Raw genomic sequence first — 22,112 nt, forward strand, 5'->3', positions numbered from 1 at the left:
TCTTTCTCCATGGCGCCGTCTGACGACTCTGCAGAACTACGGAGGGACTCTTCATCAGCTGCAAGTTCACGCCCCCATCACTTGAAACATGGATTACAGCTCAGCCAGGCCGACGTGAGGCCACCCGTACGGGTGTACACCGAAATTTCTAGAACGCAACTGTCATCTGCCCCCAGAAGCGCCCCCCGTGCTGGGAGCGGGCGCTGAGCACAGCCGCGTCGCGCCGGGTCGGCCACGCCGCCGTGAGTGTGAAGGCCGTCTTGCCCGAGGCCCAGCCCATCCCCAGACCCGCACCGGCCAGGCGACGCTGGTTGTCTGCATCGGTCCACGGTCGGCGATTGATCTTGACGCCGCCCGCATCGTAGAAGGCCTTGAACTGCCAGCCGGGCATCGGCTGCCAGCGCAGCTCCGCGCTGGCCAGCCAGCCTTCGTCGCCGTTGGCCTCGCCCTGGGCAAAGGCGCGCACGCCCTGGCTGCCGCCGAGGCTGAACTTCTCGGCCGACACCAGGTTGCGGTTCGCGAACTGGCCCGTCGCGCTCAGGGCGAGCCCCAGGCCCGGCGCCAGCACCTGCAGCCGCTGCAATTGATAGCCGAGCTTGGTGAACGAGCCAGCGCTGCGTGCGCTGGCCGCGTCCTGCAGAAAGCTGCTGGCATCGAGCTGCGCGCGGCCTCGCACGAGGTTGAGCGCCAGCGCATTGCCACCGCCACCGAACCAGCCGTCCTGCCACTCGCCGTTGAGCCCGAGCACCACGTTGTGCAGGTCGTTCCGGGCGAGCGTGGCGGTGCTGCCGATGGCATCCTTCAGCGACTTGTCGTCGTATTGCAGTTGGCCGTACCAGTTGGTCGTGCGGCTGCGCACGAAGGGATGGCGCAGGTAAGGGAAGAAAGGCGAATGAAGGAAAGACGCGCGAAGAAGCGCAGCAAAGGCTGGTGCATGGGGTCTGGCGTCTCACTCGCTGGCGTTGCAGGCTTGGCCGGGGGCCACGCGCAGGCCGCAGTCCTGGACACTGAATTGGAGCGTGCCGTTGGCGGCGTGTCGCGAGGGCTCCTGCGCCGGCCGGTCGCTCTGCGCGATCTGCTGCGCTTCGGCCAGGCGGGTGTTGGGGGCGGCAATGACCGGAACGCCGGGGCTGGTACTGGGCTGGCTGGCCTCCGGCGGGCTTGCCTGCGGCGAGGGCTCGGATGGCATCGTCGGGACGTCGGTGCCGGCGGCCTCGCGGATGGTCAACGGGCCCGCCACATAGCTGATGTCGTAGCCCTGCTGGGTCGAGTAGAGGCCGGAGGAGAGCCGCAGCGTGCCGTCGGCGCTGCGGTAGCTTCCGATGTCGGCCGAACTCGTGCTGTAACTCAGGCCGCTGCCGAGCAGGACGGCCGATGGGTCCGACAGGCTGTACCCGGTGCTGCCGCTGGCCACCGTGCCATCGTAGGCCTTGCCGGTGAGATCGGCGGCGGTCACTGTGAGCGGCTTGAGGAAGCTGCGCAGCAGCGGCCCCGTGCTTCCCTCGTAAATGCGCCAGGCGGTGCTCGTGCCGCCGCTGGAACCCATGTCCCAGCCGGCGGCAGTGTAGGTGTCGAGGCTCTTGGCCTCGGAGCCGCTCAGGCCTCGGGTCAGGGTGTCGACCGTGCCCCTGTCCATGCCGATGCCCAGGCCACTGTTGGTATTGCTCGCCAGCCAGAAGGAGGCCGTGATGACCCCGGTGCCCGCGCCCGCGGCGACGTTGTATCCCACCAGTCCACCGACCGTGAGGTCGCCGCTGACCGTCCCGCTCGCATAGCTGCGGTTGATCGTGCCGAGAGCGTTGACGCCAATCAGACCGCCCGCATAGTTCCCTGCGAAGACACTGCCGGAGGCATACGCATCGTTGACGGTGCTCCTTGATGCGTTCCCGACCAGCCCTCCGCCGAAATCCCCGCCACTGACGTCGCCAGAGGCATAGACATTGCTGAGCACGGTCTGGTCGCTATGGCCGACCAGGCCACCCGCATAGGCCCCGCCGGAAACGTTGCCAACTGCATAGGCACTGCCGATCCTGCCCCCGTAGCTCGTGCCGATCAGCCCGCCGCTGGTGCCCTCGCTTCCATTGCCCTCGACCGCACCGGTCGCGTAGACGTTGTCGACGCGGGCTTCGTAGGCATAGCCGATCAGTCCACCGTTCGTGGTTTCGTCCCCGTATGCAGTGACCTTCCCGGTGGCATAGGCGTTGCTGATGACGGTACCTTCGTCGGCATAACCGATCAGTCCGCCATTGGCCGACCTTTGCGAGCCAACCACTGCGCCGGTCGCGTAGGCGTTATTGATCGTGGTGCCCAGGGACACGCCGATCAGGCCGCCATTGCGGACGCCTTCTCCACCGGCCACATCGCCGGTGGCATAGGCGTTGCTGATCGTGGTCCCGTCGGAAGACCCGACCAGGCCGCCGCTGATGCTATTGCCTGTGACACGCCCTGTGGCATGAACGTCGCCGACGGTCGAAGCGTAGGCATAGCCGATCAAGCCGCCTGCCTGGGTGCCGTAGCCGGTACCGTTCACGTCGCCGGTGGCGTAAGCGCTGCTGACCGTGGAATTCAGGTAGACCACGCCCGCCAGGCCGCCGACGTAGGAATTGGTGCCCGTCCCGGAGACATTGCCGGTGGCGTAGCTGTTTCGAAGGCTACCTCCATCGAGTTCTGCGACCAGGCCTCCAACGTAGGCGTTCCTGGTGTTGGTCGCCACGTCGGACGTGGCGAAGACGTTGTCGATCGTGGTATTGATCGCCGCGCCGACCAGGTTGGCGACATAGGCGAGATCGTCCTTAGTCGCCCGGACACTGCCGTCGATCAGCCCGAAGTCGCGCAAGGTGCTGCCACTCGTGGAGCCGAACAGCGCGACGTAGGTGAGCGAGCTGTCGAGGGTGAGCCCGGCGACAGTGTGGCCCAGGCCGTGGAGCGATCCCCTGAACGGAATGCTGTAGTCACCCACGGGAATGAAACCCTCCCCCGAATTCCATCCGGCGGTGGCGCTGGCGTCGATGTTCCCGGCCAGCGCGTAATGACCGTTGAGATCGCCGCTCATCGCCTGCAGGCCCGCAACGTCGCGGATCAGCGTGTAGTCCGTGCCGTTGATGGCCAGGCTGGCATGGGCACCGCTCAGTGTGATGGGCGCCTTGACGTTGTAGTCGGTGCCAGCGGCGACGCTGCCCGTGTTCGCATAGTCGCCATGGTTCAGTACCAGTCCGGCGCTGTTGCCCGTAGCCGTGATGGCGGCGTTGATGTTGATGTTGTTGACGGCGTTGAGCGTCAGCCTGCTGTCGCTGCTCCAACTCACCGCATCGTTGACGTGGATGTCGCCCGCGCCCGCCGTGCCGCCAGCGCTGGACGCGATGCTCACGTCGGTGCTGGCCAACTGGTTGCCCAGCGTCTGGCCGGTGATGTCGCCGCCGCTCGCGGCAATGGTGAAGTCGCTGGGGTCGATCAGCCAGGTGCCCGTCTGGCCGCCTTGCGACCGCGTGTCGATGCGGGCGCTGTCGGCCACCTTGACGTGCGCCCCGCTCGTCTCGACGAAGCCGCCCTTGCGGCTGCCCGAGGCCGAGGCATCCAGCGTGCCGCCGACGCGGACCGTGCCACCGTTCATGCCGCCCAGCAGCTTGATGGTGCCGCTGCTGGCATCGATGCCCTTCGCCTCGATCACGCCTTCGTTGTTGACCACGGTGCCCAGCAGTGCGTCCTTGGCGGTGGCGGTGAGGATCACGCTGCCGTTGTCGGCGCGGATCAAGCCCTTGTTCTGCGCGAGTGCGTTCAGCGTGCCGCCGTCCACCAGCACTGACAGCAACTGGTTGCCGCTGAAGCTCAGCGTCACCTTGTCGCCCGCGGCCAGCGCGGTGGTGCCGTTGGCGGTGATGACCGTGCCTTCGTTGCTCACCTGCTTGCCCAGCAGCGCCACATAGCCGCCGGTCAGGCTGCCCTGGTTGATCACGCTGCCCTGATTGCCGCCGGCGCTGAAGCTGCGCGAGCCGGCCATGAAGTCGGCGTCGCTCAGGCCGAGCGTGGAGGCCACGAGGCCACCGACGCTGACCTGCGCGCCGGCGCCGAACAGCACGCCGTTCGGGTTCAGGATCCACACCTGGCCGTTGGCCGTGAGGCTGCCGTCGATGCGGGAGACCTCGCTGCCGAGCACGCGGTTCAGCGCAATGGCACCGGCACCCGCCTGCACGAAGGCCACGCGCTCACCTGCGGCGATGCCGAAGCTGGCCCAGTTGATCGCAAGGTTCTGGCTGGTCTGCGTGATCGTCGTGCCGCCGCCGTTCTGGCTGATGCTGCCGGAGCCGACCGCTACCGCGCCACCGGTGGGCGCCGCGCGCACGCAGACGCCCGCAGCGGACAACGCGAGGCCCAGTGCGCACACGGCGCCCCGCCGAATTCTGATTTTCACGACGATCCCTCTTGTGCGCCTCCTGGACGCGGAGGCATCGGCTGTTGGCGCAAGTGCGCATCCGGCATTGGCTGTCCGGGCAGTCGGTACCGTAGTCTCGGGAAGGGATTCAGTCGCTAGCGCACTTTGCGCTATTGCCGCCGGGACGGCGGCTGTGCTTCAGAGAAAACTCGAGTCGGAGAACGGCAGCATCTGCCGCAGTTGCGCGCGCGAGCGGATGGCCAGCTTGTCGAAGATCCGGCCGAGATGGGCGCGCACCGTGTTGGGCGCGAGCGACAAGGTGCGCCCGACCTCCTTGTGGCTGTGGCCGTGGCCATAGAGCTTCGCCACCTGGTGTTCGCGCTCGGTGAGCGTTGCCAGGGCGCTCGGCACTTCGGGGCGGCGCAGCTCGATGCGCAATCCGTCCTCGACGCTGGTGCTGCGCAGCGTCCAGCCCTGGGCAGAGAGGATGGAGTCCGGCTCGGCCTTGCCAGCCAGCCAGGCTTCGGGCACACGCGGCATTTGCGGGCCGCCATCGATGGCGGCCATGGCGGCCCACGCGGTCATGAATGCGGCGTTCGGGTAGATGAGCCAGCCATCGGGCGTGGCCAGCGCCATCGGTGTCTCGGTACTGTCGCGCGTGCTCTGCGCCAGATTGACGCGCAGGCGGTTGACCATCAAGGCTTCCATCCAGTAGCCGGCGGCGCCGTCCAGCAGTGCGGCATCGGCGTCACCGAAGGGTTGCGCCAGCGCGCGCCGACACATCGAGATCAGCGTCAGCCCCTGCGCGCCCTGGATCTGCAGCGCAATGCCCAATGCATGGTGAATGCCGAAGCGCTGCATGAACGCGCGCGCCGGCGTGGCCGCAGGCGATTGAAGCTCGGCGTCCGACCAGTCAACGATGACGCTGCGGCCCGGCTGCGCCAACATGCGGCGGCTGAGCAGGTCCTGCTCGGGGCCTGCTGTCTCCACCCAGGCATCGCCCATCTTTTCTTCGACGAAACCGCGACTGAAAGAACTGACGTGACCACTCAGGTGCACCGTGTTGATCGCGACATGGGTACAGCCAAAGCGGTTCTGCAACTCGTCGAGCAGGCGCTCGCGGAACGCTGGCGAAGTCAGCGTTCGGGCGTCCGCGGAAAGACGCGAAAAGTCCTTGGGTGCGAGAGCGGGTAAGTCGAAGGGCATGATGATTTCAATGCGACGGGTTTGAATTGGTGCCGATATGTACGAGGTACCATGCCCCGGCATGGCTCCGGCCCTGTTCGCAAGTATTACACCCGCACTGATTTCTGCGCGCGGGCGAATAGGGCCGGCTCGACGGTCTGGTCAATCCGCATCGACACCGACAGCTCAGAGCGTCGGCTCAAATGCTTAAATGTTAGGCTCCGTTCAACGCAGCGCATTGGCGGCCTTGCGCGTTGAAGGTGGCATCTGCGACGAAATAAAGGGAGAAATCCCGTCGCGTGTTTTCTAGAAAGCGCCTGCAGCATACAAAGACTGCAGCCCGTGATAGCTGACATAGACTCCGACCAGAATGATCAAGGCGCTTGAAGCATAGGGCGCTTGTCGTGCGAACACCCCGAAACCGGCAAAGCGCTTTCAAGGCGTGTTTCACATCGAAAGTTGCAACGACGCTTGCTGCGACCAGCCCGTGATGTCGCCTGCTGACTCGAAAGTGCCTTGACACGCCTCCGCGCGAAGATCAAGCGCATGTGAGATCGGATTCGGGACTGGGTTAGGCGCGTCAAGTGCGACAGCGTGACGCAGTCATTGGCCAGATGCATCGTCGCCACCGCAGCAGCGAGTCCCTGCGAACTGTCAAGGCCAGCGTTCCGCCCGTGTTGGACATGGCCTGCATCGGTTGCGCGGTCTGGCCTCCAGGCTGCGACGCGCACGCTCTCCGTCCGATGTGCTTCTGGCAGCCGGAAGCTGCGAAGGTGCCCTGCTCTCGAAGCCTTTGGGCATGCTTCTTGAGCGTCTGGGGTTGCGGAAGCTAAAAAGCCTTCGGCAAGTTGGGGACGCAGTGGTAGCTGGAAAACTTCCGAAAGAGTTCGAAGATGCTGGCGTGCCGCGTGGGTCAGTCGACATCTATCCAAAAGGTCTTCACCGACTCCAGGTTCGGCATCGCGGGCGCACTGCGAGAGCCGCCAACACACAAGCCGTCAGATGGCTCACGCCTGCGTCGCATGTTTAGCACCCAGCTTCGGCGCAGGCAAGACACCATCGGCAAAGAGCTGATCGATCTCGAATGCGTTGAATCCGAGCGACTGCAAGACGAAGACGGCGTCTGAATTGAAAGGTCGCGGATTGGCGCCCGATGAACCCGGCGTGCCGTGCAACCGGACAGGAAGACCGATTCCAGTGTAACCCTCGCGCGCGACGAGCATCCCGCGATGCGCTGCATGAGGCTGGGCAAGGGCTTCCGACACCGAATGCACCGGCGCTGCCGGCACCCCCGCCGCCATCAACGCATCGCAGAGCCACTTTCGCGCGCGGTGGCCGATGGCGCGTTCGATCTCTGCTCGTAGCGCATCCCGATGCTGGAGGCGCCGGGCGTTATCGGCGAAGCGCTTGTCCAGCGCCAGGTCAGGCCGCTCCACCACGAAGCAGAATTTCTTGAACTGGCCACGGTTCATGATGCCCAGAAAGATCTCGCCGTCCTCGCAGGCGAAGCGGTCGTAGGGCGCGATGTTGGGATGCGCGCTGCCAAGCAACCCCGGCTGCTTCTGCGATTGAAAGTAGTTGGCCGCATGCGGGACCAACAGACTCAGCGCAGCATCGAACAACGTCGCCTCGACCTGCTGTCCCCGGCCCGAGGCGTGGCGGCTCTGCAGCGCGAGCAGGATGCCCGACAGCGCGGTGTAGGCCGTGAGGTGGTCGACGATCGGCACGCCGATCCGCGTCGGGCCGCTGGCCGCATCGCCGTTGATGCTCATGAGCCCGCAAATCGCCTGCAGCACTGCGTCGTAGCCCGGCAGACCGCCCAAGGGACCGTCGGCGCCGAAGCCGCTGATGCTGCAGTGAATGAGCCGCGGAAAGCGCTCCTTGATCCAGCCGTCGTAGGGGATGCCCCATTTCTCCAGCGTGCCGGGCAGGAAGTTTTCGATCAGCACGTCGGCGTCCGCCAGCAGCCGCTCCAGCACGCGCCGCCCCTCGGGCCTGGACAGGTCGATGCTGATGCACTCCTTGCCGCGGTTGACGGCGCCGAAGTACGACGCATCGCCGTGGCTGTCGAAAGGCGGACCTAGCGTGCGGGTGTCGTCGCCGCCGGGCGGCTCCACCTTGATCACCTGCGCGCCATGGTCCGCAAGCATTTGCGCGCACAAGGGCCCCGCCAACACGCGAGATAGGTCCACCACCCGAATGCCACTGAGCGCACCACGCATTGCTTGTCTTCCTTGGGGTTGTGTGACCTGGCGTCTGGACCGGCGATGCTAGCCGCGGCTGGGCAATTCAACCACGCCGGAGCCGAGCACGGAGAGCTCGTCGTCCTGGTTGCGCGCTTCCTGTTCGATCTCGACTAGGTGCTTGCCGTCCTCGACGTACTTGCGCTTCACATGACCCTTGATGAACAGCATGTCGCCCTCGGGGTTGTGGCGGCGGATCTTGCAGCTGGCCTTGCGCAGGAAACCATCATCGCCCATCCAGTTCGTCAGGTGGTGCGTGAGCCACGAGGTCCGTTCCGGACCGTAGTCGTAGGCACCCGGTGCGCCCACTTCGAGCGCAAAGTCTTCTTCCCAATGCACACGCTCGGGCACGTCGGGAATGCCGAAGCGGTTGGTGATGCCCACGCCGGGATGCGCGTCGATGAGCTTCCAGGCCATCTTGTTGGCACGGATGTACAGGCCGCCCCAGCCCTGTGCATAGGCGATGAAGCCTGTCACGGTCATCGGGCCCTTGAACATCACGGGCAACGCCTCGCCCTCGACCACGTCCTCCCAGTAGCGCGGGGTGGCGCCGCGCACTTCCTCGTCGCGGTAGAGCTTGAAGGCCTCCTGGATTTCTTCGGGCGAGTACTGACGCGGCGTGCGCGCGCGCACTTCCTTGTACTTGGTGCCCTGTTCGCGGGCGTGGTCGCGCTCGGTGCGAAAGCACCAGCTGTCGGCCTCGGACACCTTGTCGCCCTTCTGGTTGAAGAAGTCGACGTGGTAAATCTGCTGCACCGCACGGCCGGCAAAACGCGTCTGGTGCTCGACCAGGTCCTTCAGGTAGGCCTCGGTGCGGATCTCGTCGTTGCGCAGCACCGGCTTGTGCCAGGTCCAGTCGGCACCCGACCACATCGCGTGCACGCCGGGCAGGCCACCCACGTAGCCCGACACGATCCGGCTGGTCGAGAACAGGAAGCTGGGCAGGGCTACGACGCTGCCGTATCGCGTCTTGGCGGCGTACGCCGGATCGCACCACAGCGGGTTGTCGTCGCCGATGCCGTGGGCGTAGTGGCGGATGTTGTCGCGCGTGGCTTCGTAGCACCATGGCTCCAGCGTGTTCTCGATCTTCTGGCCGATGCGCTCGCGCAATTCGTCCAGGCCGCGCTCGGTGATCTTGGGAAAGGTTCTTTCGTTTTGCACAGACATCGTTTGTCTCCTGTTGGTGGTGGTGAGAGGGATAGGAATAAAGACAGGGCTAGGGCGGTGAAGCGTCAGACGCTGGCAGGCTGGGGTTCGCGGTCCCGCAGTACCTTGCGATGGACCTTGCCGGCGGGTGTCTTGGGAAGGTCCGAGACAAACACCACCTGGCGCGGGTACTCGTGCTGGCTCAGCCGACTGCGCACTAGGTCCTGGATTTCCTTGGTGAAGGCGTCGCTGCCTTCACGCTCGGTGACCACGAAAGCCTTGACCACCTGGCCGCGAAGCGCGTCGGCCACACCGATTGCAGCGGCCTCGCGCACGTCGGGGTGCTTGAGCACCGCGTCTTCGATTTCGACGGCGCTCATGGTCCAGCCCGCGGAAATGATCACGTCGTCGGCCCGGCCGGCGTGAAAGAAGTAGCCGTCGGCGTCGACCTTGCCCAGGTCCTTGGTGGCCACCCAGGTGTTGTTGCGCCAGATCTTGAGCTCGCCGACAACGCCCGTCGGGCAGGTCTTGCCTTCAGGGTTCTGCACATCGACGCGCCCACCCGGGATGGGCTTGCCGAGCGATCCGCGCTTGACCTGGAAGTCCGCGGCGCCGGGATAGTTGACCAGGATCACGCCGATCTCGGTGGTGCCGTACATGCTGCACACCGGCTGGCCGAACGTGGTCCGCACGAAGTCTTCGGTTTCGCTGTCCATCGGCTCGCCGGTGAACGAGACCTTCTCAAGGTAGTACTTGTACTTTTGCGCCGCACCGCAGTTGCGCATCATCCGAAAGTGCGTTGCCGCGGCCGAGATGTTGTTGAAGCGGCCGTGCTGCAGGGCCTTGAGCAGGCGCGCCGCATCGAACTTGCCGGAGTAAGCGCCGATGGTCACGCCCAGCGCTAGCGGCGCCAGCGTGCCGTGCCACAGGCCATGCCCCCATGCGGGCGATGAGGGGCAGAAGAAGCGGTCGCCGGGTCGGATGCCCGTGCCGTACAGCGCGGCCAGCATCAACGTGACGAGTGCGCGCTGCTTGTGCTTGACGGCCGCCGGCAATTCGCGGGTGGTGCCGGACGTGTACTGGAATATCGCGTAGTCCTCGGCGGTTGTCCGAACCTCGAAGGTGTCGGGGAACGCACTCAGGCTCTGCATGAAGCCGCCATCGGCCACAAGCACCTCGACACCGTCGATGCCTTGGGACACCGGTGCCTTCTCGGCGTTGGTCACGATGATCTTCGGCTTGCAGTCTTCCACGCGCAGCCGGATGCCGTCGGGGCCGAAAAGCGTGAACAGCGGCACGGCAATGGCCCCGGTCTTGATCGCGCCGAAGATCGCCACGTAGAAGGCCAGCGACGGTTCGAGCATGACCGCAATGCGGTCGCCGGGCCGGCTACCGCGTGCCACCAGCAAGTGCGCGAAGCGGCTCGACAGGCGCGACAGCGTCTTGAAGGTGATGACCTCTTCGCCGCCGCCCGCATGCGCCACCACCACAGCCACCTTGTCGCCGCTCGCATGGCGATCGACGCATTCGCTGGCGATGTTGAACGACTGCCGGTCGCCGTCGAACAGCGCCCAGAGCTTGTCGGTGGAGCAATGCGCCTGTGCGTCGGCGAAGGAGGTGTAGTCGGTCAGTTGGGTCATGGGGTTCAGGTTCTGCGGAATGCCCAAACTATGCGACTTGTGACTATATTTTGTCAAATGCAACTACATTTTGTACATAGACAAAAACAAAAATGCTGCTGCGTTAGAAATGGCAGCTGCTTCGTTTATCCGCACACACCCTTCACACACCATCTGCCGCCATGGAAATACCCGTCGATCCCTTCGAGAAACTTGCCGCCACAGGCTGGCGCCGTGTCCGCACCGCCGGTGCCTTCATGTCGGGCGTGGGGCCGCTGTGGGCCTTGCGCGAAAACGAAAGCTGGGTCTACGGCGTGTGGGCTGGCGACGCCCATCTGAACCCGGCCGGTGTCGTGCACGGCGGCCTGCTGGCGACTCTGGCCGATCACGCGATCAGCACCGTGGCCTGGGAGGCCGCCGGCCGCACGCCCTGCGTGACGGTGCAACTGGACACGCAGTTCCTGGCTCCGGTGGCCCCGGGTGTGCTCATCGAGGCGCGGGCGCAAGTGGTGCGCCGCACCGCGAGCCTGCTGTTCATGCGCGGCCTGCTTCAGGTGGCGGGACTGGAGGTGCTGATCGCGCAGGCGCTCATGAAGGTACAAGCGCCTTTGCCGAGCACTCTGGAGGTTTTTGCGTCGCAGCATATTTGATTTGTCTCAGTACAAAATAAAAGCGCATTTGACAACCATATGCGTGACTTCGATACTCGATCCAAGCCGTTCCGGCCGCCAAGTGCCATCGAAGCAACTCACGGCCGAACGAAGGCCAGGCCTGTGACGCAGACCCTGCAAAAGGGCGCGAGGCATGGACCGGCAATGCCTTCACAGGAGACAAAAATGAGACTTTGGAAGCTGCTCGCCGCGGGCTGCGCAATCGCTCTTTGTTCGCAAGGCGCGCTGGCGCAGGCCTACCCCACCAAGCCCATACGGATCATCGTGGCCTACCAGGCCGGGCAAGGCACCGACATCGCCACGCGCTACCTGGGCAACCAGCTAGCCAGGGAACTCGGGCAACCGGTCATCGTCGACAACCGGCCGGGCGCCGGCGGCAACCTGGGCACCGAGCTCGCCGCCGACGCAGCGCCCGACGGCTACACGCTCACGATGGGCACCAACGCCACGCATGCGGTCAACCAATACCTCTATGCGGGCCTGCGCATCAAGGCGGAAAGGGACTTCGAGCCCATCGTGCTCACGGGCAGCTTTCCCATGGTGCTGGCCGTGAACGCCAAGTCGCCGATGCACTCCATCGGCGATCTGGTGAACTCGCTCAAGAACGACCCGCGCTCTGCCGACATCGCAACACCCAGCACCAGCGCCCGCCTGGTCATCGAGCTGCTCAAGGAGCGCTCCAGGCTGCAGATCTTTCATGTGCCCTACAAGGGCTCCGGCATTGCGATGACCGACGTGCTCGGCGGGCAGTTGCCGCTGCTGGTCGATACACCTACGGCATTGCGCTCGCAGCTGCAGGCAGGCCATGTGCGCGCCATCGCGGTCACCTCGGCCGTGCCGAGTGCGCTGGTGCCGGGCGTCAAGCCGGTGGCCGAGCAGGGCTACGCAGGCTTCGAGGTCATTGCATGGAATGCGCTGTTCGCGCCACGCGGCACGCCGCCTGCGGTGCTCGACGTGTTGAACGATACGATGAACCGCATCCTCAAGAAGCCCGAGACCCGGCAGCAACTGCTCGAATACGGGTTCGATCCGGGCGGTGGCACGCGCCAGCAGCTCGCCGAGTTCGCGCAGGGCGAGCGCCGAAAGTGGGAGCCGATCATCAAGACATCGGGGCTCAAGGCGGACTAGCCATGGTGGCGCACACAGGCACCGTCGCCGCGGTCGGCAACACCTGGGCCGGCCTCGGGCACCGCGCATCTTCTGGGATAAGCTTGCGCCCGCCCATTGCAAGCCCCATGAAGTCCAGCCCCCCTCCAGCCTCCAAGCCCGCTCAGAAGCCCGCGCAAAAGGGTGTCAAGCCCACCAAGCCCGTGCGGGTGAGGCCCGTGCCCGGCGTCACCCGCGCGATCGCAATCCTACGGCTTCTCGGGCGCTCCGAGCAGGCGATGGGCGTCAAGGCCATTGCCGACGAGCTCCAGCTCGTTCCCAGCACCTGCTTGCACATCCTGCGCGCGCTGATCGTCGAAGACCTGGTCAAGATTGACAGCGGCACCAAGCGATATTCGCTGGGCACCGGCATGCTGAGCCTGGCGCGCAGTGCGATCGAGAGCAGCAGCTTCGCCAGCCTCGCACAGCCGGTACTGGACGCCCTGGCCAAAGACTGGAACGTGACGATGATCGGCGTCGAGACCCATGACATGGAGCCGATGGTCGTGCTGGCCTTGTCGCGCTCCAACGCTCCGTTCCGTCTGCACGTGGATGTCGGCAGCCGTTTCCCTGCGCTGGTCAGCGCCACGGGGCGCCTGGTGGCGGCCTTCAGCAGCGAGACGTGGCCGCAGATCGAAAAGCGTTTCAAGACCCTTCGCTGGGACAAGCCGATCGATCTTGCCATGTGGAAACGCGAGGTCGAGCAGGTCCGCAAGCGCGGCTTCAGCATCGATCGCGGCCATTACATGAGCGGCGTGACGGTGATTGCGGTCCCGTTGCTCGATGCCTCCGGACGGGTTGCGCACACACTTGTCGCCACTGGTCTTTCCGACAAACTAGCTGGCACGGCGGGTACCGACCTCGCCTTGGCCATGAAGAAGGAAGCCGATGCGCTGTCGGCGCTGCTTCCATCCCGCAGGTGAGCAGGCTTTCCTTCTCGGTCCGAGCGAGCCAAGGATGATCTGACTGAGCACTTCCCGAACTCGTCTTGCGGGTTGTTCCGATGCCTGCGGACACGCACCTGGCCAAGGTGCACCGCCAGGGGCATTCTGGAGGTCCGCAATGACCGCTAGGGCTGGCGCAGCTCGCGCTTCAAGACTTTTCCGTAGCTGTTTTTCGGAAGCTCCGGCACGAAGACGTAGTGCTTGGGCCGCTTGAACCTCGCGATGTGCGCGACGCAATGCGCATCCAGCACCTGCGGCGTCACATCGGGCTTCGCCACGATATAGGCGACCACGATTTCGCCCCATTCCTCGTCGCGCTGCCCGACCACGCACGCCTCGACGACGCCCGGCAGCAAGAGCAGTACCTCTTCCACCTCGCGCGGGTAGATGTTGGAGCCGCCGCTGATGATCACGTCCTTCGAGCGGTCGCGCAGCGTCAGGTAGCCGTGCGCGTCGAGCGATCCCATATCGCCGGTGCGCAGCCAGCCCCGCTCGAGTGCCTCGGCCGTGGCGGCAGGGTTGTTCCAGTACCCGCGCATGACGGTGTCGCCACGGCAGACGATTTCTCCGATGTCGCCGCAAGGCAGGTCCCGTCCCTGCGCGTCGACGACCCGCACCCCCAGGCCGGTACGCGCCTGGCCTACGGAGCCCAGGATGGCCGGATCATCGACCTCGTGATCGCGGCGAGACAGCCAGGCGATCGTCATCGGCGATTCGCCCTGGCCGTAGATCTGCACGAACACTTGGCCGAACACGGCGATCGACTTGCGCAGTTCCTCGCCGTACATCGGGCCGCCGCCATACACGATGGTGCGAAGGTGGGCCGGCCTAGCGCCGCTCCGCTCGGCCTCGAGCCTCAGGCGCTGCACCATGGTCGGCGCGAGGAACGCACCGCAGCGCGTGTGCGCATTGCAAAGCCCGATGAACTCCCCGGGATCGAAACCTCCCGACGGCGGAATCACCTGCTTGGCACCGCGTGCGATGTATGCGGGGATGTACAGCCCCGAGCCGTGGGACATCGGAGCCGCGTGGACTTGAGAGTCGCCGTCTTCGATGCCGTCGATGTCGGCCAGGTGCGCGACGGTCATCGCCATCAGGTTCCGGTGCGAAAGCATCGCCCCCTTGGAGCGACCGGTCGTACCGCTGGTGTAGAAGAGCCAGGCCAGCGCATCGGCCGCGGTGTTCACGGGAGCCGGTGCGGGCTCGCAGAACAAGGCTTCGTACGCATCGGTGCCGATCGTGATCACCTTGCAAGCCGCCGACGCATCGACGCCAGCGGACGTGGCCAGCTTCGCGGAAGCTATCACCAACCGGGCTCCGGCATCCTCGACGATCTGCACCATTTCCCGTGGGTGCAGCTTGGCGTTGACGGGCACGGCGACCGCTTCGGCCGCCCAGATGCCGAACAGGAGCTCGACATACTGCGGACAGTTCTCCGTGACGATGGCCACCCGCTCTCCGGACAGGCCAAGGCCTCGCAGCCCCGCGGCCAGTTCGAGCGCCCGCCGATGCAGATCGCCATAGCGCTGCACGAGACGCTCGCCGTGAAACACCGCGCCATGCGCCGGGAAGCGGCGCGCGGCATGCGCCAGCAAGGTGAAGAGATTCATCGCATGCGAACCCGAAGATGCCGAACAGAGGGAGCGGCGCTCAATCGACCTTCGCTCCGGAAAATTTCACGACCTCACCCCACTTCAGGATGTCGTCCTTGATGGCCGTCGTGAAGCGCTCCGGCGTTCCGCCCAGGGGGGTGTAGCCCATCTGTTCGATCTTCTCCCTGAAGGCCGGCGAATTCAGCGCGGCGTTGAGCGTGCTGTTGATGCGTTGCGTGACTTCGGGCGGCGTGCCCTTGGGCGTCAGGAGCCCGAACCAGGTCTCCGACACCAGACCGGGATAGCCGAGTTCCTTCGTCGTGGGCACGTCGGGCATGGCCACCGAGCGCTTGTCCGACATCACGGCCAGGGCACGCAGGCGGTTGTCCTTCACGAAGGGCGCCGCAGCCGCGACACCCGGGAACGCGAGCTGCAATCGGTCCCCCAGCAGGTCGGTGAAGACCGCGCCGGGAGAGGTATAGGGAACATGCACCATGAAGACGCTGAAGGTCTTCTTGTACAGCTCGCCGGACAGGTGGTAGGAACTGCCGCTCCCGGTCGAGCCGAAATTCAGCTTGGCCGGGTTTTTCTGCGCGTACTGCGTCAGCTCTTTCAGGCTCGTGGCCGGAATGGAGGGGTTGATGACGATGACGTTCGGAATCGATCCCACCATCACGACCGGATCGAAGTCCTTCAGAGGATGGAAAGGCTTGGCGTCGTAGAGCGTCACGGCCGAGACCACGGTGCCGGTCCAACCCATCAACAGCGTGTAGCCATCGGGGTGCGCCTTGGCGACGAGCGACCCACCGAGGTTGCCGTTGGCGCCGGGCCGGTTTTCGACGACGACCGACTGGTTGACCGCCTTGCCGAGTTCGTCCGCGACGAGCCGGGCGAGCGGGTCGGCGCTGCCGCCCGGTGCGGCCGGAACGACGATGCGCACCGGCTTCGTGGGCCACTGCTGCGCGAGCGTGGGCGTCGCCAGGCCGGCGAGCAAGGCCATCGTTCCGGCGGCCAGCATGAACCGCGAAACGCGGCGATCGAGAAATTTTCCGGGCGATGTCAGCATCGTTGTCTCCTTGTGGTAATTCTTCCGGACCGTCAATACGACTTGGGCAGGCCCAGCACGCGCTCGGCGATGTAGCTCAGGATCATTTCGCGGCTCACCGGCGCGATGCGCGGGATCATGATTTCGCGCATGTACCGCTCTACATGGAACTCCTTGGAGTACCCCATGCCGCCGTGCGTGAGCACAGCACGTTCACAGGCGCGAAAGCCCGCCTCGGCGGCAAAGTACTTGGCGGCATTCGCCTCGGCACCGCACTCCTTGCCGTTGTCGTACAGCCATGCCGCCTTCATCGTGAGCAACTGCGCCGCTTCCAGCTCCACCCAGTTCTCCGCCAGCGGATGCTGGATGGACTGGTTCCGTCCGATGGGCCGGTCGAAGACGACGCGCTCGCGCGCATAGTCGGCGGCTTTCCTGAGCGCGATGCGGCCGACACCGACCGCTTCGGCCGCCAGCAACACGCGCTCGGGATTCATGCCATGCAGGATGTACTTGAAGCCCTGCCCTTCCTCGCCGATGCGGTCTTCCATCGGGATCTCCAGGCCGTCGATGAAGAGCTCGTTGGAGTCCACACACTTGCGACCCATCTTCTCGATCAGGCGCACATCGATCCTGCTGCGGTCTAGGTCGGTGTAGAACAGGGACAGGCCCGACGCGTGCTTGCCGGGCGGCAGGTCTTCGATGGGCGTGGTGCGCGCCAGCAGCAGGATCTTGTCGGCAACCTGCGCGGTGGAGATCCACACCTTCTGCCCGTCGACGATGTACTTGTCGCCCTGGCGCACGGCACGGGTCTTCAGCCGTGTCGTGTTCAACCCTGCGTTGGGTTCGGTCACGCCGAAGCAGGCTTTCACCTGGCCTTTCGCGATCGGCGGCAGCATCCGGCGCTTCTGTTCGGGCGTGCCGAACACGGCGATGGGCATGAGTCCGAAGATGTTGATGTGAATGCTGGAACAGCCGCTCAGGCAGGCACCGGATTCGGCCACGGTCTGCATCATGGCGCAGGCCTCCTGCACGCCCAGCCCGGCGCCGCCGTATTTCTCCGGGATGGCCAGGCCCAGCCAGCCCGCCTGGGCCATGGCGTCGTAGAACGCATGCGGAAACACGCCGTCGGTGTCGCGCTCGCGCCAGTAGCTTTCGGGAAAGCGCGTGCAGAGGTCCTTCACGGCTTCGCGGATCGATTGCTGTTCGGGGGTCTGTTCGAAGTTCATGGTCGGGTCGGGTCGGGTCGGGTCGGGTCGCTTCAAGCGTGGTTCGCGTGATTCATTTGCCGGTCCAGCGAGGTGCGCGCTTCTCTGCGAACGCCCTCGGACCTTCCTGCGCGTCGTCGCTCAGGTAAACACTCTCGAAAAGGTGCTGCGCCGCACGCAGCGCCGCCGATCGGCCCATCTCCGACGACAGGTAGACCAGCTCGCGCGCGGCCTTGACGGTCAGCGGCGCGTTGGCTGCGATGGTGCGCGCCATCTCGAGCGCGCGCTCGCGCAGCTGCGCCAGCGGAACGACGTCGTTGACGAAGCCCAGGGCCAAAGCGCGCTGCGCCGGCATCGGTTGCCCGGTGAGCAGCAGTTCCATCATCACGCGCTGCGGCAGCATGTGCGCGAGCGGCGCCGCCCAGGGCATGCCCCGGCCCACCTTGGCCTCGGTGATACCGAACTTCGCGTGGTCCGCGGCAATGCACAGGTCGCACATCTGCGCGAACAGCCAACCACCCGCATAGGCCACGCCGTTGACTGCAGCGATCATCGGCTTGCTCACGTGCTCAACATCGCCGAGCACCGGCAGCATGTCGCGCGGCGGCACGCGCAGCCCCGTCGCGGTCGCCTCCTTCAGGTCCATGCCCGCGCAGAAGGCCTGGTCGCCGCTGCCGGTGAGGATGCCGACGCGCACCGCGTCATCCTGCTCCAGCGTGTGCCATGCCTTTCGCAATCCGTCGATGACGCCGCGATTGATGGCGTTGCGCTGCGCAGGCCGGTTGAGGGTGACGACGGCGATGCAGCCTTCGACGACTTCGTAGGTAACTTCGTCATTCATCGTTCGCCTCCCGGGGAGATGCCCGGGAGCGGCAGCGCCTCGGCCGCAGTGCCCTCGGCCAGCATCGCGTCGATCTCGTGGCTGTCGTAGCCGGCCTGCTGCAGGATCTCGCGGGTGTGTTCGCCCTGGCGCGGCGCAGTCCTTGCCGTATCGGGCGTACTGTACTGCCAGGTCATCGGCATGCGCATCGTGCGGATCGGCCCCTCGCTCGGGTGCTCGACCATCGAGAAGAAACCGGTCGCCTTCAGGTGGGGGTCTTGCAGGATGCTCTCCAGGTCGTGCATCGGCATGAACGGGACGTCGGCGCGATCGAGAATTCCCCCCCACTCCGCGGTCGACTTCTCCTCGAAGATGGTGCCGAGCACGCCGTACACGAAGTCGATGTGGCGGGAGCGGCCGGCATAGGAGGCGAAGCGCTCGTCCTCCAGCAGCACATCGCGCCCGACCGCGCGCAGGAAGCTGCCCCACTGCTTGTCGTTGTAGACCAGCGCGCAGATGTAGCCGTCGCTCGTGCGGTACGGGCGACGCTCGGGCGAGAGCTGGCGTGCGTAGCCACCGGCATCGAGCGGGGGGGCGTAGGTGAGTCCGCCCAGGTGGTCCCCCAGCACGAAGGCGACCATGGTCTCGAACATCGGCACATCGACGCGGTCGCCCTTGCCGGTGCGCCCGCGCGCCAGCAGGCTCGCGAGGATGCCGCCCACCGCGGTCTGGCCAACGATGCGGTCCGCCAGCGCCGTCGGCACGTAGCGCGGAATTCCGCCGGAGGCGCGGGCGATCAGGGAGGGCAGTGTCGCGCCGCCCTGGATCAGGTCGTCGTAGGCCGGCCGGGCCGCGTAGGGGCCGTCCTGGCCGAAGCCGAAGAGCCCCGCATAGACGATCCGCGGATTGATCGATGCAACCTCTTCGTAGCTCAGCCCCAGTCGGGCCATGGCCTGGGGCCGGACGTTGTACATGAGCACGTCGGCCTCGGCGATCAGGCGCTGCAGTGCGGCCAGGCCGCCGGCCTGCTTGAGGTCCAGCACGATGCTGCGCTTGTTCCTGTTGGCGTTGAGAAAGACCGGCCCCATGCCCTCGTGGCGCAGCGGACCGATCTGGCGCACTAGGTCGCCCGCGGGTGCTTCGACCTTGATGACGTCGGCCCCCATGTCGCCCAGCGCCTGCGAGGCGAAGGGCCCCATCAGCACGGACGTCATGTCCAACACCTTGATTCCGGCAAGTGGTCCCATGGTCTCCTGGCGTGGCCGCCACTGTCGTGACGGCCATCGCTATCATTCATGCTTGCGAACAAATCATACGCATTCATGAATGAATGCACAAGTCAGATGCGCTGCGGCCCTCGGGTAAAGTGGCGCGTTCCCGGTCTCCACCCCGTTCGTTCCCGCCTCGAAAGCACCCTCCCGAAGTGATCGTCAAGCAAGCCGCCAACGTCCTGGACCTGATCGAGTTCTTTGCGACCCACCGTCGCCCGGCCACCCTGGCCGACATCGCAAAGCATTTCGACTGGCCCCGCTCCAGCACCTTCAACCTGCTGGGCACGCTGGCCGCGCGCGGCTTTCTCTATGAGCCCCGCGCACGCGGCGGCTACTACCCGGCACCGATGTGGGCGGCGCTCGTGCGCGAGATCGAATCCGCGCAACCCATCCCGTCCGAACTCCACGGCCTGCTGGAAACGCTAGTGGGCGAGACGGGAGAAACCGCAGTGCTGGCCGCCGCGAGCGGCTTGCACGCGCTGTTCCTGGATGCGGTGGAGTCGCCCCACGCCATCCGCTACACCGCGCAACCGGGCAAGCTGGTGCCGCTTCATGTCACGGCCACCGGCCGCGCATTGCTCTCGCAGATGACGGCCGAAGACCGTGCCGCCATCCTGCGCAAGGCGGCGTTCAAGCGCTACACGCCCACCACGCTGATGACGCCAGCGGCGGTCGAGCAGGCGGTAGAGGCCTCGCGCGAGCTCGGATGGTTCGAAGGCCGCGGGGAATACACGCTCGACCTCGGCGGCGTCGCGCTGCCTTTGAGCCTGCCCAACCGGCAGTTCGCGGTGCTGGTGGCCGGGCCGATGATCAGGATCGAACATCGGATCCCCGAGTTCGTGAACATCGTCCAGACAGCGATCGGCCGGCAACTCTCGAAGCAGTGACCTCAGTCTCGCCTGTCGCCCAGGCACACCGGCGGCAAGCTGCCCTGCCGGATGCCAGAGGAACCGGGGACCAAGTTCGGCGGCGACCGGGCATCCGATCTGCCCCAGGGTGAGGTCCAGCTCCCCGCGTAGGATGCCGAGCGCACGCTGCGCGCCCGGCGCACCGAAGGCCGCGAGTCCGTAGCCCGCAGCCCGCAGCCCGCAGCCCGGCCGACGAAGCACATCCGCGCGCCCAGGCTGAGCGCCACGGCAATGTCGCAGCCACGCCGGATCCCGCTGTCGAACATGACGACCAGCTCTTCACCGACCGCGGCCACGACTTCGGGCAACGCATCGATCGCGGCCACGCTGCGATCGAGCTGGCGCCCGCCGTGGTTCGACACGATCAAGCCGTCCGCGCCGAGGGCAGCGAGGCTCTGCGCGTCCTCTGCCGTCAGCACGCCCTTGATCACCAGGTTGCCCTTCCACTGCGCGCAGCCGTTCGATCAGCGACCACTGGTACGTGACGGGCATCCACCGTGACGACGAGCGTCTCGATGCCCGCGCAGACCGCGCGCTTGAGCAGGTCGCGCTCGATCTCCGAATCCCTGCACGGATAGAACTGCAGCCAGCTGCCAGGCGCACGAATGGCGACGTCTTCGATGGGAGCATTGCTCGCGCCCGAGAGCACGAAGGAAACACCGGCATCGCCGGCCACCTCCGCGAGCAACAGATCGGCGTCGTGCCGCAGCATGCTGAGCATGCCCATCGGGCCGATGCCGAAGGGCGCGGCGTAGGGGCGGCCGAAGACCGTCACCTGCTACGAGCGCGCACGATATGTCGACCAGGTATCTCGGACGCAGCTTGTGCCGACGAATGCGCGCCGCGTTTTCCAGCAGGCATTCCTCGTCGTCCGCACCGCCTTCCAGGTAATCGAAGATCACGCGGGGCAGGTATCCTACGGGGGGTGCGGATAAAAACTTGGACTGGTTTTATGCCGTAAGTCCGAGCCGCTCTCGGTACTCGATAGGGCTCAGAGAGCCGAGAGAGATCTTGATCCGCTTCTCGTTGTACCAGCGGATGTAGGAATCAACTACCTGAATGAACTGCTCAATGGTTGTGGTCTTCCAGTCGCGAGGGTAGAACAACTCCGTCTTCAGCCGTCCGAAGAAGCCTTCACACGCCGCGTTGTCAGGCGAGCAACCCTCCCGAGACATTGAGCGAATGAGCTTCGCATCTGCGATCCGCGAGAGCCAGCTTAGCCAGCGATAGTGGGCACCATCATCGGAGTGGACGACAGGCCTGTCGTTGGTATCGACCACCGTCTCGATGGCCGCATCCAGCATCCTGTTGACGAGCTCAGCATCTGGATGCGTCCCGACTGACCAGTTGATGACCAAGCCATCGAAGCAGTCGATGATGGACGATAGGTATACCTTGCCGGCCGGGATCTGGAACTCGGTGATGTCGGTGAGCCACTTCTCGTTCGGCGCTGCGGCGTGGAAGTCGCGATTGATGAGGTTCTCGGGCGCTGGACTGATCTCCCCCAGATATGAGCCGTACCGACGCCGCTTTGGCTGGGAGACGACCAGACTCTCCTGTTTCATCAACCGCTGCACAACCTTCGGTGACGCACTGCCTTGTCAGCGAAGCCTGCAGTAGCCGTAACAGCGGTGGTTCATCTCGAAGATGTCGGTGATGTTGCGACGCACAGCGAGGTACTTGCCCACCACCTTCACACGGGCTCGATGGTAGAAGTACGAGCTTCGCGCCAGTTCCAACTGGGCAAGGAGCTCTGGCAGACCATAGAACTCTTTGAGGGCGTCAACCAGCAATGTCTTCTCCCAGTTGGTCAGGAGTTGCAGATCGACGCCTAGGGAAGGTCTGATCAAGTCGTAAATTGGCTTGATGGCGAGCGCGTGTGCTTGTCGTTGCGCTCGCAAGCTCGTCTCACCGAGCATCCCCATGCGTTTGAGAGGCCCTTGCGGCC

Annotated in this window: 16 protein-coding genes and 4 pseudogenes; 4 read left to right on the forward strand and 16 right to left on the reverse strand. The window is 65.4% G+C overall.

Features of this window, described 5'->3' with window-relative positions:
- Positions 1–148: 148 nt before the first annotated feature.
- The 6 genes from ACSFCA_RS34680 to ACSFCA_RS34705 all read right to left on the reverse strand — a co-directional run bounded on the left by ACSFCA_RS34680 (position 149) and on the right by ACSFCA_RS34705 (position 10,583).
- A complete protein-coding gene (locus tag ACSFCA_RS34680; protein ID WP_435462722.1) occupies positions 149–859 on the reverse strand; it encodes a ShlB/FhaC/HecB family hemolysin secretion/activation protein in 711 nt (236 codons plus the stop codon).
- A 90-nt stretch (positions 860–949) separates the two neighbouring features.
- Positions 950–4,408 (reverse strand): two-partner secretion domain-containing protein, encoded by a 3,459-nt coding sequence (locus ACSFCA_RS34685; RefSeq protein WP_435462723.1) that lies wholly within the window; start codon positions 4,406–4,408, stop codon positions 950–952.
- A 159-nt stretch (positions 4,409–4,567) separates the two neighbouring features.
- Positions 4,568–5,575: a helix-turn-helix transcriptional regulator gene (locus ACSFCA_RS34690; RefSeq protein ID WP_435462724.1), complete on the reverse strand. Its 1,008-nt coding sequence runs from the start codon at positions 5,573–5,575 to the stop codon at positions 4,568–4,570.
- 986 nt (positions 5,576–6,561) lie between these two features.
- On the reverse strand, positions 6,562–7,776 hold the full coding sequence (locus tag ACSFCA_RS34695; RefSeq protein ID WP_435462725.1) for a CaiB/BaiF CoA transferase family protein: 1,215 nt from the start codon (positions 7,774–7,776) through the stop codon (positions 6,562–6,564).
- Between the two features lie 48 nt (positions 7,777–7,824).
- Entirely contained in the window at positions 7,825–8,964 is a 1,140-nt protein-coding gene (locus ACSFCA_RS34700) for an FAS1-like dehydratase domain-containing protein (RefSeq protein WP_435462726.1), read from the reverse strand.
- Positions 8,965–9,029: 65 nt separating this feature from the next.
- Positions 9,030–10,583, reverse strand: coding sequence for an acetate--CoA ligase (locus ACSFCA_RS34705; protein ID WP_435462727.1), 1,554 nt, complete (start codon positions 10,581–10,583; stop codon positions 9,030–9,032).
- Between the two features lie 161 nt (positions 10,584–10,744).
- On the opposite strand from ACSFCA_RS34705, the gene ACSFCA_RS34710 reads away from it, so the two are divergent.
- The 3 genes from ACSFCA_RS34710 (at position 10,745) to ACSFCA_RS34720 (ending at position 13,302) form a co-directional block, all read left to right on the forward strand.
- The gene (locus tag ACSFCA_RS34710; RefSeq protein ID WP_435462728.1) at positions 10,745–11,212 is read left to right on the forward strand and encodes a PaaI family thioesterase; all 468 of its coding nucleotides are present in this window, start codon (positions 10,745–10,747) and stop codon (positions 11,210–11,212) included.
- Positions 11,213–11,398: 186 nt separating this feature from the next.
- Positions 11,399–12,361, forward strand: a complete 963-nt coding sequence (locus ACSFCA_RS34715; protein ID WP_435462729.1) for a Bug family tripartite tricarboxylate transporter substrate binding protein — start codon at positions 11,399–11,401, stop codon at positions 12,359–12,361.
- Positions 12,362–12,468: 107 nt separating this feature from the next.
- A complete protein-coding gene (locus tag ACSFCA_RS34720; RefSeq protein WP_435462730.1) occupies positions 12,469–13,302 on the forward strand; it encodes an IclR family transcriptional regulator in 834 nt (277 codons plus the stop codon).
- Positions 13,303–13,448: 146 nt separating this feature from the next.
- Here the strand turns inward: ACSFCA_RS34720 and ACSFCA_RS34725 are convergent, their stop codons facing one another.
- Genes ACSFCA_RS34725 through ACSFCA_RS34745 form a run of 5 tightly spaced genes read right to left on the reverse strand, consistent with a single transcriptional unit; the run spans position 13,449 to position 19,232 of the window.
- Complete coding sequence (locus ACSFCA_RS34725; protein ID WP_435462731.1) at positions 13,449–14,933, reverse strand: AMP-binding protein; 1,485 nt, start codon at positions 14,931–14,933, stop codon at positions 13,449–13,451.
- Positions 14,934–14,973: 40 nt separating this feature from the next.
- Positions 14,974–15,981 (reverse strand): Bug family tripartite tricarboxylate transporter substrate binding protein, encoded by a 1,008-nt coding sequence (locus tag ACSFCA_RS34730; RefSeq protein ID WP_435462732.1) that lies wholly within the window; start codon positions 15,979–15,981, stop codon positions 14,974–14,976.
- A 32-nt stretch (positions 15,982–16,013) separates the two neighbouring features.
- Positions 16,014–17,186: an acyl-CoA dehydrogenase family protein gene (locus tag ACSFCA_RS34735; protein ID WP_435462733.1), complete on the reverse strand. Its 1,173-nt coding sequence runs from the start codon at positions 17,184–17,186 to the stop codon at positions 16,014–16,016.
- A 52-nt stretch (positions 17,187–17,238) separates the two neighbouring features.
- Positions 17,239–18,006 carry an enoyl-CoA hydratase/isomerase family protein gene (locus ACSFCA_RS34740; protein WP_435462734.1) on the reverse strand — a complete coding sequence of 256 codons (768 nt, stop codon included), beginning with the start codon at positions 18,004–18,006 and terminating at the stop codon, positions 17,239–17,241.
- Positions 18,003–19,232, reverse strand: a complete 1,230-nt coding sequence (locus ACSFCA_RS34745; protein WP_435462735.1) for a CaiB/BaiF CoA transferase family protein — start codon at positions 19,230–19,232, stop codon at positions 18,003–18,005. The genes ACSFCA_RS34740 and ACSFCA_RS34745 overlap by 4 nt, the downstream gene beginning before the upstream one ends.
- A gap of 176 nt (positions 19,233–19,408) precedes the next feature.
- Here ACSFCA_RS34745 and ACSFCA_RS34750 point away from each other — a divergent pair, with 176 nt between their 5' ends.
- A complete protein-coding gene (locus ACSFCA_RS34750) occupies positions 19,409–20,143 on the forward strand; it encodes an IclR family transcriptional regulator (protein WP_435462736.1) in 735 nt (244 codons plus the stop codon).
- 105 nt (positions 20,144–20,248) lie between these two features.
- Here the strand turns inward: ACSFCA_RS34750 and ACSFCA_RS34755 are convergent.
- From ACSFCA_RS34755 to ACSFCA_RS34775, 5 genes and pseudogenes are all read right to left on the reverse strand, one after another.
- A pseudogene (locus ACSFCA_RS34755) lies at positions 20,249–20,365 on the reverse strand (hypothetical protein); the annotation flags it as partial.
- 14 nt (positions 20,366–20,379) lie between these two features.
- Positions 20,380–20,595: pseudogene (locus tag ACSFCA_RS34760) on the reverse strand (alpha-hydroxy-acid oxidizing protein); the annotation flags it as partial.
- Positions 20,592–20,939: an alpha-hydroxy-acid oxidizing protein gene (locus tag ACSFCA_RS34765; RefSeq protein ID WP_435462737.1), complete on the reverse strand. Its 348-nt coding sequence runs from the start codon at positions 20,937–20,939 to the stop codon at positions 20,592–20,594. The pseudogene ACSFCA_RS34760 and the gene ACSFCA_RS34765, both read right to left, overlap by 4 nt.
- A 73-nt stretch (positions 20,940–21,012) precedes the next feature.
- A pseudogene (locus ACSFCA_RS34770) lies at positions 21,013–21,066 on the reverse strand (hypothetical protein); the annotation flags it as partial.
- Positions 21,067–21,114: 48 nt separating this feature from the next.
- Positions 21,115–22,112 (reverse strand): annotated as a pseudogene (locus ACSFCA_RS34775) (IS3 family transposase); the annotation flags it as partial.

Source organism: Variovorax multivorans, assembly GCF_051216835.1.
GTDB lineage: Bacteria > Pseudomonadota > Gammaproteobacteria > Burkholderiales > Burkholderiaceae_C > Variovorax.

What these genes read in the sequence shown, in the direction of transcription:
- ACSFCA_RS34705 (WP_435462727.1), bottom strand. Translation starts at nt 10,583, where the DNA reads ATGACCCAACTGACCGACTACACCTCCTTCGCCGACGCACAGGCGCAT.
- ACSFCA_RS34700 (WP_435462726.1), bottom strand. Translation starts at nt 8,964, where the DNA reads ATGTCTGTGCAAAACGAAAGAACCTTTCCCAAGATCACCGAGCGCGGC.
- ACSFCA_RS34745 (WP_435462735.1), bottom strand. Translation starts at nt 19,232, where the DNA reads ATGGGACCACTTGCCGGAATCAAGGTGTTGGACATGACGTCCGTGCTG.
- ACSFCA_RS34725 (WP_435462731.1), bottom strand. Translation starts at nt 14,933, where the DNA reads ATGAATCTCTTCACCTTGCTGGCGCATGCCGCGCGCCGCTTCCCGGCG.
- ACSFCA_RS34735 (WP_435462733.1), bottom strand. Translation starts at nt 17,186, where the DNA reads ATGAACTTCGAACAGACCCCCGAACAGCAATCGATCCGCGAAGCCGTG.
- ACSFCA_RS34690 (WP_435462724.1), bottom strand. Translation starts at nt 5,575, where the DNA reads ATGCCCTTCGACTTACCCGCTCTCGCACCCAAGGACTTTTCGCGTCTT.
- ACSFCA_RS34695 (WP_435462725.1), bottom strand. Translation starts at nt 7,776, where the DNA reads ATGCGTGGTGCGCTCAGTGGCATTCGGGTGGTGGACCTATCTCGCGTG.
- ACSFCA_RS34720 (WP_435462730.1), top strand. Translation starts at nt 12,469, where the DNA reads ATGAAGTCCAGCCCCCCTCCAGCCTCCAAGCCCGCTCAGAAGCCCGCG.
- ACSFCA_RS34710 (WP_435462728.1), top strand. Translation starts at nt 10,745, where the DNA reads ATGGAAATACCCGTCGATCCCTTCGAGAAACTTGCCGCCACAGGCTGG.
- ACSFCA_RS34730 (WP_435462732.1), bottom strand. Translation starts at nt 15,981, where the DNA reads ATGCTGACATCGCCCGGAAAATTTCTCGATCGCCGCGTTTCGCGGTTC.
- ACSFCA_RS34740 (WP_435462734.1), bottom strand. Translation starts at nt 18,006, where the DNA reads ATGAATGACGAAGTTACCTACGAAGTCGTCGAAGGCTGCATCGCCGTC.
- ACSFCA_RS34715 (WP_435462729.1), top strand. Translation starts at nt 11,399, where the DNA reads ATGAGACTTTGGAAGCTGCTCGCCGCGGGCTGCGCAATCGCTCTTTGT.